Origin of the sequence: Glycocaulis alkaliphilus (genome assembly GCF_004000605.1) — a bacterium.
GTDB lineage: Bacteria > Pseudomonadota > Alphaproteobacteria > Caulobacterales > Maricaulaceae > Glycocaulis > Glycocaulis alkaliphilus.
The window spans coordinates 1,698,751-1,714,195 of sequence record NZ_CP018911.1; the positions used below are offsets into that span (position 1 = coordinate 1,698,751).

The window sequence follows — 15,445 nt, forward strand, 5'->3', positions numbered from 1 at the left end:
GTGTGACTGCGCTCATTTCAGGCTAAGCAGTGTCTAGAAATCGCTTCAACCGACACGTGATTTTTGTCCCTAACGTCGGAACAGTCGTGTCACTTCGGCTACCGCCCTTCCCTCAGCCTCTCCCCCGCGCGAAACTGCCCCCATGCGCCCTGAGTCCCTCTTTCCCCTGTTTGCCGATCTGACGAGCCTTGCCGGTGTCGGGCCGAAGCTGGCTGCGCTGCTGGAGAAGGTGTTTGGCGGCGGGCGCGTGAAGGATGCCGTCTTCACCCTGCCGACCGGGATTATCGACCGCTCGCGGCGCGTGACGATTGCCGAGTGTGGTCAGGGCGGCGCGTCGGGCCTTGTCACGCTGGACGTGATGATCGAGGCGCATGTGCCCGGCGCGAGCCTGAAAACACCCTACAAGGTGCGCGCGAGCGATGAGAGCGGCTTCCTGCATCTGGTCTTCTTCCACGCCCGCAAGGACTATCTGATGCGCACCCTGCCGCCCGGCGAGCGGCGCATCGTGTCGGGCAAGGCGGAGCGGTTCGGCTCTGAAATCCAGATCGTCCATCCGGACCTGGTGGCCAAGCCCGGCGAGATCAGTACCGATGATCTTATCCAGCCCGTCTACCCGCTCACCGCAGGACTGACCGCCAATACCGCCAGAAAGGCCGTCAGGGCCGCGCTGGAGCGTGTTCCCGACCTGCCGGAGTGGTTGCCTGCTGAAATGCCAGAAGCGGCCTCCTGGCCCCTCTGGAGGGCCGCTGTGGAGACGGCGCATGCCCCGCGCTCGGCCGCTGATCTGGAACCGGGCAATCTCGCGCGCACGCGGCTCGCCTTTGATGAGCTGCTGGCCCATCAGCTGGCCCTGAAACTGGCCCGCGCCAGCCGCCGCGCCCGCAAGGGCCGCGCGCTTGGTGGAAATGGCGAAAAGGTGCAGGCCGTCATCGCCGCTGCGCCTTTCACGCCTACGGGCGCGCAAATGCGCGCCTTCGAGGCCGCGAAAACCGACATGGAGGCGGCGACGCGCATGATGCGCCTCGTCCACGGTGATGTCGGCTCCGGCAAGACCTTCGTTGCGGCCCTGTGCGCGGCCCACGCGGCAGAGGCGGGCGTTCAGACGGCGCTGATGGCGCCCACCGAGATCCTCGCGCGCCAGCACGCCGCCGTGCTGACGCCCCTGCTGGCGGCGGCAGGCATTCGCACAGTCACGCTGACCGGCCGGGACAAGGGCCGCGCGCGGGCAGACATCGCCGCAGCAATCGCGGACGGATCGGCTCATGTCGTGTGCGGCACCCATGCCCTCTTCCAGGAGGCGGTGGCGTTTCATGATCTCGGCCTCGTCGTGATTGACGAGCAGCACCGCTTTGGCGTGTCAGACAGGAAGCGCCTCGCCGAGAAAGGCCTCGCCCCCGACACGCTGGTGATGAGCGCCACGCCCATTCCACGCACGCTGACCCTCGCCGTTTATGGCGATCTCGATGTCTCGCGGCTGGATGAAAAGCCTGCAGGGCGCATCCCGCCAACCACGCGCGTTATTCCCGGTGAACGGCTGGACGATGTGATCGAGGGGCTGGGGCGGGCCGTAGCGAAGGGTGAGCGTGCCTACTGGGTCTGCCCGCTGGTGGAGGAGAGCGATATTTCCGACCTCGCTGCGGCGGAGGAGCGCTATCATTTGCTCTCCAACTCGCTTCGTGCCCGCATAGGCCTCCTGCATGGGCGGATGCCGGGCAAGGAGAAGGAGCGCATCGCGAATGCCTTCCGGAATGGCGAGATCGATATACTGGTCGCTACCACGGTGATCGAGGTGGGCGTCGATGCGCCGGACGCCACCATCATGGTGATCGAGCATGCCGAGCGCTTCGGCCTCGCCCAGCTGCACCAGCTCCGGGGACGCGTAGGGCGCGGCGACAAGCCCTCCTCCTGCCTTCTGATTTATCATGGCAGGCTGGGCGAGACCGCGCAGCGCCGCCTTGAGGTGATGCGCGAGAGCGATGACGGCTTCTTTATCGCCGAGGAGGACTGGAAGCTGCGCGGGTCTGGCGATCCGCTGGGCCTGCGCCAGTCCGGCCTGCCGGACTACCGCTTTGCAGACCTTGCCGCCCATGCGGGTCTGCTACCCATGGCGAGCGATTACGCCAAGCTCATCGCCGCGCGCGAAAACCCGTTTGAGGGCGAGAAGGGCGAAGCGCTGCGCACCCTCCTGTACCTGTTTGAGCGTGATGAGGGCGTGAAGCTTATGCGGTCGGCCTGACATAGCTTTCTCCCCCCGCCTGCGGGGGGAGGAAAACGAGTGCCTAGTCGTTCTGCCTTGGCGGTTCGCCTGCCGCCTCGCGGGCTCTGGCTTCGGCCTCGGCCTGATCCAGCGTCTCGCCTGCCGGCATGGCGCCTTCAGGCAATCTGTCCGGCGTCACAAGCCCGAAAGAGATAATGAGCTTGGCAGCCTCCTCAATCGTGATGTCGAGCGAAATCGCCTTTGAGCGCGGGATGAACAGCAGGAAGCCGGAGGTGGGGTTGGGAGTCGTCGGCACGAACACACCGATCACCTCCTCCTTGCCTTTGCCGACATGGTGGCGGATAGCGCCCTTGCCGTGGGAGGCCACAAAGGCCACGGCATAGCTGCCCGACATGGGGTATTCGACCAGCACCACCTCCTTGAAGGCGTTGTTCTGGGCGCCCAGCACCGTCTCGACCAGCTGTTTCAGCGCGCCGTAAATATTACGCACCAACGGCATCGTGTTGACGATGCGTTCGCCGATAGCCAGCAGGCTTCGCCCGAAAATATTGGCCGCAAGCGCACCCAGAAGCGTCAGTCCCAGCACGGCAATGATCAGTCCCATGCCCGGCAGGGCGAAGGGCAGATAGGTCTCCGGGTTATAGCGCTCCGGGATCAGCGGCTTGATCGTGGAATCGACAAAGCTGATGAAGACATAGATCAGCCAGATGGTGACGGTCACAGGTGTGGCGACCACGATGCCGGTCAGAAAACTGTTGCGAAGCCAGCGCAGCACTAGATCCGTCTCCTGTCACAAAAAGGGGTTACCCCGCCCGGCGCGATGATGGCAAACTTGTAACGGGACTGCCAGCGCGCCTGGCGGTAAGCACAGGCAAAAAGGGTATGTACTGATCCATGCTGAACTTGCGCGCACCTGCCCGCCCCCTGACATGGCTTCTGGCCCTCGTGGGAACGGGGATGTTTTTGCTGCTGCTCGCGGCCAGCTGGCTCATGCGCGATCAGATTTACCAGACCTTCCTTGATCCCGGTGTGCCCTTCCAGACTTATGAGCCGCCGCCCGCCCCGGATTACGCGCAAGGCGAAAGCTGGGCTGTGCGGCCAATGCTGGCGGCGATGGATGAGGATGAGCCAGCGGTGTTCTTCGTGCATCCCACCCTGCACACGGGCGGCGATCACTGGAATGCCTCCCTCGACCGGCGCAGCCACCGGGAGCGGCTCGAACGCTTCTACCTGCCAAACTATGCCGGTCCGTTTGCGGAGACAGGCGCGGTGTTCGCGCCGCGCTACCGGCATGCTGCCCTCTACGCATACATGAATAACCGGGAGGACTCCCTGCAGGCCCGTCTTCTTGCCTATGAGGATGTGCGCGCCGCCTTCACGCAATTCCTCGCCGATGCAGGTGATGAGCGTCCCATCATCCTTGCCGGCGCCGGACAGGGCGCAGGTCACGTAACCGGCCTGCTGCTGGACATTGTGTCACGCGACGAGGACCTCGTTGCACGGCTGGTGGCGGCCTACATCATTGAGGCCCCTGTTGCTGCCGATCTGTTTGACGGTCCGCTGCAGAATATTCCGCTATGCGGCGCACCGGACGCTTTTCGCTGCGTTGTCACCTACTCTGCCGTCCGCGCTGACGAGGCCGCGCGCATAGATGCGATCACTGAGCGCAGCTCGCTATGGGTCGACCGTGGCCGGCTGGGACAGACGCCCGGTCTCGAGCTCGCCTGCGTAAACCCGCTATTGTGGAACACGTCTGAGGACTATGCGCCTGCGCGCCTGCATCGCGGCGGCGCGGCAGCCGAGGGGCTGGAGCTGGGCGAACGCCCCTCCCCGCTGGCCAGCCAGACCGGCGCGCAGTGCCAGAACGGTCTGCTCTTCGTTGATCAGCCACGGTCGCGCACGCTGCAACGGCCATCACGGCTCGCGGAAGCGCGGCGCGTACCGCCCTTCAACCTGTTTTATGCTGATCTGGAAGCCGATGTGACGCGCCGGGCGGCACTGCTGGCTGAAACGCTCGCCGAAGAGCGCCGCTGGGCACCGGAATTGCCGGAGGCCGAGGAAATCGGGTCCGTGCCGGTGCGCCCGATCGACTAGAGCGCCTTGCCGGCCTTCATCTTTTCGACCAGCGCGGTCGTGGAGAAACCCGCCTGCAGCGGGGCGATCACGATCTCGCCGCCGCGCGATCTGATGAAGTCGGCTCCTGGCAGGTCGTCGGGCTTGTAGTCAGCCCCTTTCACCAGCACATCGGGCGCAATCGCGCGGATCAGTGCTTCGGGTGTGTCTTCCTCGAACACCACCACCCGATCCACGCTCTCCAGCGCTGCGAGCATCGCTGCGCGGTGAGCCGCCGGATTTACGGGCCGCCCTTCGCCCTTCAGACGCGTCACGGACGCGTCGCTATTGAGCCCCACCACCAGCCGGTCACACACCGAGCGCGCATGACGCAGCGAGGCAAGATGGCCGGGATGGAGAATATCGAAACACCCATTGGTGAAGCCGACCTTCAGCCCGTCACGGTGCCACGAGCTGACGGTGCTGGCGGCCTGTTCGCGCGACAGCACCCGCCAGTCGACATCACCTGCCCCGGGTATCGCGCTGTCGAGCAATTCTTCGGGAGACACGGTCGCCGTACCTGTCTTGCCGACGGCTGTACCGGCCGCCAGGTCTGCCAGAGCGATCGTGTCCGCGAGCGGCAGGCGCGCCGCTACGCCCAGCGAGAGGGCTGCCAGAGCGGTGTCACCAGCGCCTGACACATCATAGACGGAGCGCGGGCGGGCGCGATGGTGATGGACCTCGCCGTTCTCGATAAAGCTCATACCTTTGGCGCCGCGGGTCACGACAAGCGCGGGGGTCGAGCCAAGCCGCGACTTGAGCGCTGCAAGCGCAGCCTCAACTTCGGCATCCGAACCAACGGGCATGGCAACTTCGCCAGCGAGTTCCTGCGCGTTCGGCTTGATAAGGTAGGCGCCGTCATAGCGGGTATAGTCATCACCGCGCGGATCGACACAGACCGGCTTTCCGGCCGTTTTGGCGAGCTTGATGATTTCGGCGCACACCGCGCGCGTCAGCATCCCCCTGCCATAGTCAGACAGGATCACGACGTCTGCGCGGTCCAGAGCACCCGTGACGGCTGCGATGACCGCCTTGGCCGTATCGGCACTGATGGCCGCGCCGGGATCAAAATCCACGCAGAACATCTGCTGGCTGCCAGACACATATCGGGTTTTGGTTGGTGTGCTCCGGCCGGGCTCGCGGATCAGGGTGCAGCCATGCGTTCCGCAATCGGTCAGAAGCCCTTCAACCGCATCGCCCTGCGGATCATTTCCGGCGACGCTGATAACGCTTGCCTCACCGCCCAGGCTGATCAGATTGCGGACAAGATTGCCCGCACCGCCGAGCATCATTTCCCGGCGGGTCTCCGACAGGATCGGCACCGGCGCCTCGCGAGAAATGCGCTTCACCTCGCCATAGACGAAGGAATCCAGAAGCACGTCACCAATAACGAGCGCGCGTTTTCCGGCTATGGAGCCCAGAAGGAGTGAAGCGGCCTGACGCTGCATGACGCGCCCTAAAGTGCCATCACAGGGCTGGCTTTGGCCATGCGGTCAAACTCCAGCAAATCAGCTGCGATCGCCTCAAAACGCTTCAGCGGGATCATGTTCGGCCCGTCAGACGGTGCATTGTCCGGATCGGGGTGGGTTTCCATGAATACGGCAGCAACGCCGATGGAAACGGCGGCACGCGCGAGATACGGCACGAACTCGCGCTGGCCGCCAGACGACGCGCCCTGCCCGCCGGGCTGTTGCACCGAATGCGTCGCATCGAAAACAACAGGGCAGCCAAAGCTGGCCATGATCGGCAGGGAGCGCATGTCGGAGACCAGCGTGTTATAGCCAAAGCTCGCCCCGCGTTCGCAGGCCAGCACGTTGGGATTGCCCGCCCCGGTGATCTTGGCGACGACATTCTTCATGTCCCAGGGCGCGAGGAACTGGCCCTTCTTCACATTGATCACGGCCCCGGTCTGCGCGGCAGCGATCAGAAGATCCGTCTGACGGCAGAGGAAGGCCGGGATTTGCAGCACATCGACGGCCTGCGCCGCGATGGCGCACTGTTCGGCGGTGTGAATGTCGGTCAGGACCGGCAGGCCCGTCGTCTCGCGGATTTCGGCAAAGATCGGCAGGGAATCCTCCAGCCCGATACCGCGCTGGGCGCTGGCACTGGTCCGGTTCGCCTTGTCGAACGAGGTCTTGTAGATGATCTGGCAACCCAGCCGCTCGCCGATTTCCTTCAGCATGGCCGACACTTCCAGCCCGTGCTGGCGGCTTTCCAGCTGGCACGGTCCGGCGATGAAGGTTAGCGGACGGGCATTGCCAATCTCGAAAGCCGGGAGGATGCCGCGAGCGAGTGTGACAACGGCGTTGGGAGCAGTCATGAGCGATCTGTCTTTCCTTGCAGGTGCAGCGCGACCGGATCTTCGCTGATCCGCGCGCCGGTTGCCTTCGTAATAGCTGACATAGGTATTCCCGTCATCCTTGCACTGCGGCTTTCATTATCGTGTCCACCTCAAGTCATTCTGCTGGTTCTCCCGTCATCTGCTGGTTCCGTCAGGATCTCAGACTTGCTGATAACCCCGCCCTGCTTGCCGCCACGCAGAGTGGCGCGCCGGTCATCTGTCTGTACGTGCTTGATGACAAGACACCCGGAAAATGGGCCAGAGGCGGCGCATCTCGCTGGTGGCTGCATCACAGCCTCGCCGCGCTCTCTGCCAGCCTTGAAGAGCTTGGCGCACGCCTGGTGCTGCGGCGGGGAGATGCATTTGAGATTGTCACCGGCCTAGCCAGCGAGCTTGGCGCACAGAGAGTTTTCTGGAATCGCTGTTACGAGCCGTTCGCCCGTGAACGGGACACCAGCATCAAGACCCGGCTCAAGCAGGCTGGCTGCGAAGCGGAGACCTTCAACGGCGCCCTCCTGATCGAGCCCTGGAACCTGAAGACGAAGGATGGCGGGCCCTACCGCGTCTACTCGCCCTATTTCCGGGCGCTGGCTCCGCATTGTGACGACATCGCCCCCCTGCCTGCGCCGTCTTCTGTCACCGACGGTTCGCAGGGCGTGCATTCCGACGCGCTTTCCAGCTGGTCATTGCTTCCCTCATCACCTGACTGGGCCACAGGGTTTGGCCCCGTCTGGACACCCGGCGAGGATGGCGCGCGGGCTAGGCTCGAAACCTTCTGCGAGGATGCGGCGCGCGACTATGCCGACACGCGCAACCTGCCGGGAACCGACGGCACGTCGCGCCTGTCTCCCCATTTGCATTTCGGTGAAATCTCCCCCCGCCAGATCTGGCATCATGCGGTCAGCCATGTGCCCGCCGGGAAAGGGCGCGAGACCTTTCTGAAGGAAATCGGCTGGCGGGAGTTTTCCTACAATCTTCTCTTTCACTTCGATGATCTGCCCGAATCCAATTACCAAGCCAAATTCAACGGCTTTCCGTGGAATTTTGATGAAACGGTTTTCAAAAACTGGACCCGCGGACAGACAGGCTATCCGATTGTCGATGCCGGCATGCGCCAGCTATGGCAAACGGGCTGGATGCATAACCGCGTGCGCATGATCGTCGCCTCCTTCCTGACCAAGCATTTGCTGATCGACTGGCGCCGGGGCGAGGAATGGTTCTGGGACACGCTGGTGGACGCAGACCTCGCCAACAACGCCGCCAGCTGGCAGTGGGTCGCCGGATCGGGCGCCGACGCCGCGCCCTATTTCCGTATCTTCAATCCGGTGACCCAGGGCGAGAAGTTTGACGAAGCCGGCCACTATGTCCGCGAATGGGTGCCAGAACTGACGAACCTGCCGGAGAAGTATATCCACGCGCCGTGGACGGCTCCGGCTGACGTTCTGGCGCGCGCAGGAATAACGCTTGGCCGTGACTACCCCAAACCGATAGTGGACCACGCCAGAGCGCGCGAACGCGCACTGGCCGCCTTCTCCAGCCTCAAGGACGCTGCATGAGCTCGACTGACCCGATATTGAACCGGCCTGCACGCATTGCGGTGATTGGTGCCGGTGTGGCTGGTCTGGGCGCGGCCTGGGCGCTGCGTGGCCTGCATCAGGTTGTGCTCTACGAGAAGGATGGCCGTCTTGGCGGCCACGCCAACACCGTCCACGTCGATCACGCGGGACAGGAAACACCGGTCGATACCGGCTTCATCGTGTTCAACCGCCTCAACTACCCCAATCTGACCGCGCTGTTTGCCCATCTGGGCATCGAGACACATCGCACCGACATGAGCTTCGGGTTCAGCCTGGGCGGACGGTGTGAATGGTCCTCCAACGGGCTTGGCGGCCTCTTCGCGCAGCCGTCCAATCTCATGCGGCCCTCCTTCATCGGCATGCTGTGCGATGTGTTGCGCTTCAATTCGCAAGCGGTAGAGGATCTCGAAGGCGGCGTTCTGACGGGTTTGTCACTCGGCCAGTATCTCGATCTGTACGAGTTCAGCACCGCCTTCCGGGAACAATACCTCCTGCCCATGGGTGCCGCGATCTGGTCAGCCAGCGAAAGCGAGATGGCCGCCTACCCGGCCGAAGCCTTTGTACGCTTTTTCAAAAACCACCGTCTGGTGAACGCGAAACGTCCCAAATGGGAAACCGTGGCGGGCGGCAGCCAGACCTATGTCAACGCGCTGTGGCGCGACATGGAGGCGTCCGCCGTGCAGCGCCGCTCCGGCGCGGTCAGCATCACCCGGCTGCGCACCGGCGGGGTACGGATTGTGGACGCTGATGGCCATGCAGAGCGCTACGACGAGGTGATCCTTGCCTGCCACTCCAGCGAAGCGCTGGCACTTCTCACCGATGCGGACGCCGATGAGCGCGAAATGCTGGGCGCGATCCCCTACGCACCCAACAGGGCGGTGCTCCACCGCGATGAGAGCTTTCTGCCCCGCCGCAAGGGCGCGCGGGCGGCATGGTGCTATATGCGCGATGACAATACCGGCGCTGCTGCAGTGACTTACGACATGAACCGTCTGCAGCATATCAATCCGGCGCAGCCATTGCTGGTGACGCTAAACCCGTCACGTGAGCCCGACCCGGCCAAAGTGCTGGGCCGGTACAGCTACGACCACCCGCAATTCACACCCGCCGGCCTGGCCGCGCAAAGAATATTCAACCGCGTTCAGGGCGTGCGCCACACATGGTTTGCGGGCGCGTGGCTGGGATATGGCTTCCACGAGGACGGGCTCCGCTCCGGCCTGCGGGTGGCCTTGCGTCTGGGCGGTGCCATACCGTGGGCATTTGCCGACGGGGACGTAAATGGCGGAGAATGGGGTGAGCGGCCGGGCATCGCCCTGCCCGATATTCACGCCCTGCCTGCGGAGTGATGATGACGCCGCCTGCCCGGCTTTTCCTCGGACACACCGTACACGAGCGCACCCAGCCCTTCGTGCATCGCTTCCGCTACTCCATCGCCATGATGATGCTGGACCTCGACCAGCTGGAGGCGGCCGGGCGCCTTTCACGCCTGTTTTCGGTAGAGCGCTTCAACCTGTTCAGCTTCCGCCAGCGCGACCATGGCCCGCGCGATGGATCATCGCTTAAGGAGTGGGCTCTGGCGCGGCTGGCCGCTGCGGGTGTGAACAGTGACGTGTCGCGCGTGCGGCTTTTATGTTCACCGCGTGTGCTGGGCTACGTCTTCAACCCGATTTCGCTTTATCTGGCGGACGATGCGGACGGAAACACGCTCGCGGTGATCTATCAGGTCCATAACACGTTCGGCGACGCCCACGCCTATGTGGCACCGCTCACCGGCGGCATGCCGGAGAAGCACAGCGCGCAGAAGCGCTTCCATGTCTCGCCCTTCTTCCCGGTATCGGGACGCTACGACTTCACCTTGCGCGATGGCGACGATCAGCTCTCGCTTGTGGTCAGCAAGGTCGAGGCATCCGGCAAGGACTTCCTCGCCACCATGCAGCTAATGGCTCGCCCGGTAACATCCGGAAATCTCCTCAAACTCTTTGCGGGGCAGCCTTTTTCGACCTTGAAAACGATCTCCGCCATCCACTGGGAAGCGCTACGGCTTCTGGTGAAAGGCGCGCGCTATCACCGCCACCCCAAGCCGCCTGCCGGCGATACAATTATCGACCGATCAGAGGCATCCAACCGTAGAGTTTGAGCGTAATCACTAAAAGGCGTAGAATTGGACCGGCAGTCAGCCGGAAGGTATCTCCGAATGACCGATGCAGCTCTTTCCAGTTTCGACGCGTCACGCCCGCTTCAGGCGTGCAAGGATACGATTGCCCGGCTGCAGGGCGTTCCGCGCCTGTTCAAGGCGGGCCTTACCCTGCTTTTGAAATTTGGCACCGGATCGTTGACCGTCGTGCTGCCAGACGGCCGCAGCCTGCGCTTCCAGGGCAAGGCGCCGGGCGCTGATGCGGTGATGGAGGTACAGGACTACGCCATGGTCCGCCGCGTGTTTGCGGGCGGCGATGTCGGCTTTGCTGAGTCCTACATGGCGGGCCAATGGACGACCCCAGACCTTGCCAAAGTGCTGGAGGTATTCTCCGCAAACCTCGATAAAATCAATAATATCGAGAAGGGCGGCCCCCTCACCCGCATGGCGCACTGGGTCTGGCACCGCCTGCGCGCCAACACCAAGGCGCAGGCCCGCAAGAACATCGAAGCACACTACGATCTCGGCAATGCCTTCTATGAGCTGTGGCTTGACCCGTCCATGACCTATTCGGCCGCGCGCTTTACCGCGCCGGATCTGGGGCTGGAGGCCGCGCAGAAGGAAAAATACGCCAGCCTTGCCCGCCTGATCGGACTGGAGCCCGGCATGCATGTGCTGGAAATCGGATGCGGCTGGGGCGGGTTCGCTGAGTATGCGGCCAGCGAGATCGGCGCGCGTGTGACCTGCCTCACCCTCTCCCCCTCCCAGCGCGACTATGCCCTTGAACGCATGGAACGCGCGGGCCTGTCGGACCGGGTGGAAATCAAGCTGCAGGATTATCGTGACGAGACCGGCAGCTATGATGCCGTCGCGTCCATCGAGATGTTCGAAGCGGTCGGCGAGGAATACTGGCCGTCCTACTTCGCCAAGGTGCGCGAGTGCCTGAAACCCGGCGGCAAGGCGGGTCTGCAGATCATCACCATCCGCGACGATCTGTTTGACAGCTACCGCAAGCGCGCGGACTTCATCCAGCGCTACATCTTCCCCGGCGGCATCTTGCCGAGCGTGGAGCGCCTGAATGGCGAGTTCGCCAAGGCAGAGCTGAACTCCGTTACGGCTGAGATGTTCGGCGTGGACTATGCCGATACGCTCGCCCACTGGATGGAGCGTTTCCAGGCTGCGTGGCCGCAGATCGAGCCGATGGGCTTTGATCTGCGCTTCCGGCGCATGTGGGAGTTCTATCTGGCCTATTGCGAGGCGGGCTTCCGCACTGGCCGCATCGATGTCGGCCAGTTCGTGCTGGAGCGCTAATCTGCCGGCTTGTCCCAGCCGGTCTGCTTCCTCACTAGCCCCAGAGACCAGCTGTATGGCAGCGCGTAGATGGCTTTCAGCGCCCACGTAAACCGGCGCGGGAAGGTGATTTCAAAGCGCTTGCTTTTCAGGCCCGACGCGATGCGCTTGGCCGCCGTCTCCGCACTGACCATGAAGGGTTTGGGGAAGGCATTATCGTCCTGCGCGGGCGTTTCCACAAAGCCCGGCGTGATGGCTTGGCAGAGCACGCCATAGCGGTGCAGCTCGATGCGCAGGCACGCCGCCATATTGACCAGCGCCGCCTTGCTGGCTCCATAGGCCGAAGAGGTCGGCATGCCGCCGAAGGACGTGGCCGATGACACGATGGCGATCTGCCCTGCCCTGCGCCCGCTCATGCGCGGGGTCAGCGCGCACAGGCACGCCGCCGTGCCCGACAGATTCACATCGAACGTTTTCTTGTAGTCCTCAAAGGACGGGTTCTCGGCGTTGATCGAGAGGTAGATGCCCGCGTTCAGAACGGCCAGCGCAATCGGCCCGTGCGCCGCTTCAATGGCCTTCACCGCGTCTTCCACGCCTTCAGCGTCGGTCAGGTCGACCGCGTGAGCGATGATGCGGCCCTTGCCGGAATGCTCCGCGGCGATCCTCTCAAGCTTGTCGGCGCTTCTGGCAGAAACCACCACCGTCCAGCCCTGGCCAGCCAGACGCTTCGCCAGTGCCGCGCCAATGCCTGAACTGCCGCCCGTTACCCAGGCGATACCGTCTGACGGTTTCATGGCGCGCGGTCTCATGAGGCTTTCCTTTGTGTCCGGGCGATGCCAATGGATTCGAAGAAGCGGTTTGCGTCGCCGCGTATTTCCTCGCGGCGGGCGTCGCTGAACCGGTTGAGGTTTGAGAGGATGGGTCCGAGGCGGCGATTGCCCTTCAGCCTTGCCTCATTCTCCATCATGAAATTCCAGTATAGATAATTGAACGGACACGCTTTTTCGCCGGTCTTGGCTTTCACCTCATAGCGGCACTTGCCGCAGTGATCGCTCATCCGGTCGATATAGGCGCCGCTCGCCGCATAGGGCTTTGTGGCCATGACACCGCCATCGGCGTAAAGCGCCATGCCGTGCGTATTGGGCGCTTCCACCCACTCATAGGCATCGGCATAGACGGCCAGATACCATTCATTGACGGCCTTGGGATCAATACCGGCCAGAAGCGCGAAATTGCCGGTGACCATCAGGCGTTGGATATGGTGGGCGTAGGCGTGCTTGCGCGTGGTGTTCACCACATCGGCGATGCAGGCCATATCCGTTTCGGCGGTCCAGTAAAACGCCGGCAAGGGCCGGTGCGCGTTCAGCGCGTTGCGCTCCAGATATTCCGGCATGAAGTGCCAGTAGATGCCGCGCACATATTCGCGCCAACCAATTATCTGCCGGATGAAGCCCTCAACCGCGTTCAGCGGTGCCTTGCCGTCCTGCCACGCGCCTTCCGCCTTGCGGCAGACCTCCAGAGGGTCCAGCAGGCCGCAATTAAGGTAGAGCGACAAGACGGAGTGGTAGAGGAAGGCCTCTCCATCCTTCAACGCATCCTGATAATCACCGAAATCCGGCAAGGCGTTCTCGATGAACCAGTCCAGCTGTTCCATCGCACCTTCGCGCGTCACCGCATAGCCAAAGGGCTCGATATCGCCGAACCCGTCCGGGAAGCGCTCTTCGACCAGCGCCATTACATTGAACGTGATGGCGTCGGGCTCGATCCAGGCGCGGCGCGGCAGTCTGGTGTCCGACGGCAGAGCCTTGCGGTTCTCCGCGTCATAATTCCACTGACCGCCTTCAGGCTGGTCTCCATCCATCAGCAGGCCGGTCTCCCGGCGCATCTCCCGGTAGAAATACTCCATGGTCAGGCGCTGCTTGCCGCTGGCCCAGCGGGCGAAGCGCTCATGCGAGCAGATGAAGCGGTCATCGGCGCGCATTTCGACCGGGACATCGAACCTGTCCGGCCATTCGCGCATGATCTCCATGAGCCGATACTCACCGGGCTCGGTATGGACAATACGCTGCAGACCCGCCTCGTCGCCCAGCGCGCGCGCCACCTCGCCTTCAAGGCTGTGGGAGTTGCCGGGATCATCAAGGCGCACATAGCGGACGCTCAGCCCCTCCTCTCGAAGGCTCTGCGCGAAATGGCGCATGGCCGAGAACAGGAAAGTGATCTTCTTGCGATGATGCGGGACGTATGACGCCTCGTCATTGACCTCGGCCATCAGGATCAGATCGTCAGGCTGGACGCCCCGCAAAGCAGACAACTCGCGCGTCAGCTGATCGCCAAGGACAAGCCGCAAGGTGCGCATCAGGCGACCGGATTGGCCTGCCGGACATAGCGGATGCGCTGGCCACGCGCCTCGAACTCGCACCCCGCCCAGAAGCCGTTCTCGTCATACCACAGGTCGACGGTAAGCGTGCCTTCCAGGCGGATGCGGCGGGCCTGAATGGTGCCGCCATCAGCTTCGATCTCTTCCATCCCCATATCAGAGATGGAGACCTCCATCGCGTCGCCGTGTTCGGTATTGAGGATCCGGCGCAGATCTTCCTCGTAGCCGCGCCAGTGCGAGGACGGGATGATGTCGCCGGGGAGTTCAGCGGTGTGCTGCTCCCCCTCAGGCAGGACGCCCTCGCTGACAATGCCTGCGCCATTGCGCACGGCCTCGACAGGGAAGCGGCTGCCGTCTTTCAGCGTCTCGCCTTCCAGCGCGACCAGCTGCCCGTCGCGCCAGCGCTCTACCGAGTCATGCTCATAGCGGAACACCGTCACCGGCCCGAAGCCCGCACGCAGCCGCACCGACACTTCTGCGATCAGCTCGTCGCCGTTGCGTTGAAAGCGGACCTCGTGCGTGCCGAAACTGGAATTGCCGCGATAGACATTGAACTGGATCGTCTCGCCGCCAGCCGGATCAGCGGGAATGGCCGCATGGGCAGCCGGCAACGAGAACGACAAGGCGATGGTCGAAGCAAGGATCGCAAGCGGTTTCATCAGGCGGGCTCCCGGTTGTTGGGCAAACTTGGACAAAACGGCAATCAGTTCCGGCGGCGCAGGGAGCGGTTCAGCCTGTTCAGCCAGCCATAAAGCGGGTTGGCCGGCTTCCAGTCACCCAAGCTTACCGTCAGGCAGATGCAGGGCGTGGCCCCATCCACCTCCGGCCGGTGGCGCAAGCCTGGCGTAGCGCGGCACAGATCGCCTGCTTGGTATAACGCGTGGCCATCATGAAAGGCTCCCGTCAGCACCAAGGTCAGCTCCTCGCCCCCATGGTCGTGATGGGGAATGCCGCCGCCTGGCATTAGCCGCACAAGATTGGCGTCCACATTCGCGTCGCTGGCATCGGCAAGATGAATTTCCTGAACGCCGCCAAGTTGCCGCGACCAGTCCAGCTCACCGCCCGGCATATCCAGAAATGGCGTCAAAGCGCGCGGCAGGCCGGTTTCCGTATCTATTGCTGAGGGCTGTTCAGATGATGTGATTGGGGTTCCTGCATGCTCCAGCACATGATCGAGGGCATTTTGGGACATGGCGGCGGGCGGCAACTGGCTGAGCAGGCTGCCAAATCCCGCTTCAGCAACGCGCACGCGCACCGCAGCCTGCGGGTTCAGCGCCGCCTGACATTCCGCCAGCAGGCGCATGGCGGCTGGCCCTGCACCGGCGGCATAATCGAACAGAAACGCGTCTTCTCTGGCAGGCACGGGGGAAAGCTCCATCTGGTGTTGCGGAAATCT

At 63.3% G+C, this 15,445-nt stretch carries 13 protein-coding genes; 6 read left to right on the forward strand and 7 right to left on the reverse strand.

From position 1 onward, the window contains the following. The first annotated feature begins 142 nt into the window (after nucleotides 1-142). Nucleotides 143-2,236, forward strand: a complete 2,094-nt coding sequence (gene recG, locus X907_RS08075; RefSeq protein ID WP_127566897.1) for an ATP-dependent DNA helicase RecG — start codon at nucleotides 143-145, stop codon at nucleotides 2,234-2,236. A gap of 43 nt (nucleotides 2,237-2,279) precedes the next feature. On the opposite strand, the gene X907_RS08080 is transcribed toward recG, so the two are convergent. Further along, nucleotides 2,280-2,993, reverse strand: coding sequence for a DUF502 domain-containing protein (locus tag X907_RS08080; RefSeq protein ID WP_127566899.1), 714 nt, complete (start codon nucleotides 2,991-2,993; stop codon nucleotides 2,280-2,282). Nucleotides 2,994-3,175: 182 nt separating this feature from the next. On the opposite strand from X907_RS08080, the gene X907_RS08085 reads away from it, so the two are divergent. Continuing rightward, complete coding sequence (locus X907_RS08085) at nucleotides 3,176-4,312, forward strand: DUF3089 domain-containing protein (RefSeq protein ID WP_233352250.1); 1,137 nt, start codon at nucleotides 3,176-3,178, stop codon at nucleotides 4,310-4,312. Here X907_RS08085 and rfaE2 read toward each other — a convergent pair. Beyond that, nucleotides 4,309-5,778, reverse strand: a complete 1,470-nt coding sequence (gene rfaE2, locus X907_RS08090; protein ID WP_127566901.1) for a D-glycero-beta-D-manno-heptose 1-phosphate adenylyltransferase — start codon at nucleotides 5,776-5,778, stop codon at nucleotides 4,309-4,311. The genes X907_RS08085 and rfaE2 overlap by 4 nt on opposite strands. Nucleotides 5,779-5,786: 8 nt before the next feature. Next, the gene (kdsA, locus tag X907_RS08095; RefSeq protein ID WP_127566903.1) at nucleotides 5,787-6,650 is read right to left on the reverse strand and encodes a 3-deoxy-8-phosphooctulonate synthase; all 864 of its coding nucleotides are present in this window, start codon (nucleotides 6,648-6,650) and stop codon (nucleotides 5,787-5,789) included. Nucleotides 6,651-6,772: 122 nt separating this feature from the next. On the opposite strand from kdsA, the gene X907_RS08100 reads away from it, so the two are divergent. Genes X907_RS08100 through X907_RS08115 form a run of 4 tightly spaced genes read left to right on the forward strand, consistent with a single transcriptional unit; the run spans nucleotide 6,773 to nucleotide 11,693 of the window. Then, entirely contained in the window at nucleotides 6,773-8,227 is a 1,455-nt protein-coding gene (locus tag X907_RS08100) for a cryptochrome/photolyase family protein (RefSeq protein ID WP_127566904.1), read from the forward strand. Next, entirely contained in the window at nucleotides 8,224-9,594 is a 1,371-nt protein-coding gene (locus X907_RS08105; RefSeq protein WP_127566906.1) for an NAD(P)/FAD-dependent oxidoreductase, read from the forward strand. The genes X907_RS08100 and X907_RS08105 overlap by 4 nt, the downstream gene beginning before the upstream one ends. Before the next feature lie 2 nt (nucleotides 9,595-9,596). Continuing rightward, nucleotides 9,597-10,385 (forward strand): DUF1365 domain-containing protein, encoded by a 789-nt coding sequence (locus tag X907_RS08110; protein ID WP_170175505.1) that lies wholly within the window; start codon nucleotides 9,597-9,599, stop codon nucleotides 10,383-10,385. Nucleotides 10,386-10,442: 57 nt separating this feature from the next. Beyond that, complete coding sequence (locus X907_RS08115; protein ID WP_127566910.1) at nucleotides 10,443-11,693, forward strand: SAM-dependent methyltransferase; 1,251 nt, start codon at nucleotides 10,443-10,445, stop codon at nucleotides 11,691-11,693. On the opposite strand, the gene X907_RS08120 is transcribed toward X907_RS08115, so the two are convergent. From X907_RS08120 to X907_RS08135, 4 genes are read right to left on the reverse strand one after another with little or no spacing between them, the layout of a single operon-like run. Continuing rightward, a complete protein-coding gene (locus X907_RS08120) occupies nucleotides 11,690-12,481 on the reverse strand; it encodes an SDR family NAD(P)-dependent oxidoreductase (RefSeq protein WP_127566912.1) in 792 nt (263 codons plus the stop codon). The genes X907_RS08115 and X907_RS08120 overlap by 4 nt on opposite strands. Next, entirely contained in the window at nucleotides 12,478-14,028 is a 1,551-nt protein-coding gene (locus X907_RS08125; RefSeq protein WP_127566914.1) for a cryptochrome/photolyase family protein, read from the reverse strand. Before X907_RS08125 ends, X907_RS08120 begins: the two co-directional genes overlap by 4 nt. Continuing rightward, nucleotides 14,028-14,708 (reverse strand): DUF6134 family protein, encoded by a 681-nt coding sequence (locus tag X907_RS08130; RefSeq protein WP_127566916.1) that lies wholly within the window; start codon nucleotides 14,706-14,708, stop codon nucleotides 14,028-14,030. Before X907_RS08130 ends, X907_RS08125 begins: the two co-directional genes overlap by 1 nt. Nucleotides 14,709-14,752: 44 nt before the next feature. Next, nucleotides 14,753-15,412 carry a cupin domain-containing protein gene (locus tag X907_RS08135; protein ID WP_170175506.1) on the reverse strand — a complete coding sequence of 220 codons (660 nt, stop codon included), beginning with the start codon at nucleotides 15,410-15,412 and terminating at the stop codon, nucleotides 14,753-14,755. Between the last annotated feature and the right edge of the window lie 33 nt (nucleotides 15,413-15,445).

Coding starts and splice junctions, on each gene's coding strand:
- recG (WP_127566897.1), top strand. CDS start 143: ATGCGCCCTGAGTCCCTCTTTCCCCTGTTTGCCGATCTGACGAGCCTT.
- X907_RS08085 (WP_233352250.1), top strand. CDS start 3,176: ATGTTTTTGCTGCTGCTCGCGGCCAGCTGGCTCATGCGCGATCAGATT.
- rfaE2 (WP_127566901.1), bottom strand. CDS start 5,778: ATGCAGCGTCAGGCCGCTTCACTCCTTCTGGGCTCCATAGCCGGAAAA.
- kdsA (WP_127566903.1), bottom strand. CDS start 6,650: ATGACTGCTCCCAACGCCGTTGTCACACTCGCTCGCGGCATCCTCCCG.
- X907_RS08105 (WP_127566906.1), top strand. CDS start 8,224: ATGAGCTCGACTGACCCGATATTGAACCGGCCTGCACGCATTGCGGTG.
- X907_RS08110 (WP_170175505.1), top strand. CDS start 9,597: ATGACGCCGCCTGCCCGGCTTTTCCTCGGACACACCGTACACGAGCGC.
- X907_RS08115 (WP_127566910.1), top strand. CDS start 10,443: ATGACCGATGCAGCTCTTTCCAGTTTCGACGCGTCACGCCCGCTTCAG.
- X907_RS08120 (WP_127566912.1), bottom strand. CDS start 12,481: ATGAGACCGCGCGCCATGAAACCGTCAGACGGTATCGCCTGGGTAACG.
- X907_RS08125 (WP_127566914.1), bottom strand. CDS start 14,028: ATGCGCACCTTGCGGCTTGTCCTTGGCGATCAGCTGACGCGCGAGTTG.
- X907_RS08130 (WP_127566916.1), bottom strand. CDS start 14,708: ATGAAACCGCTTGCGATCCTTGCTTCGACCATCGCCTTGTCGTTCTCG.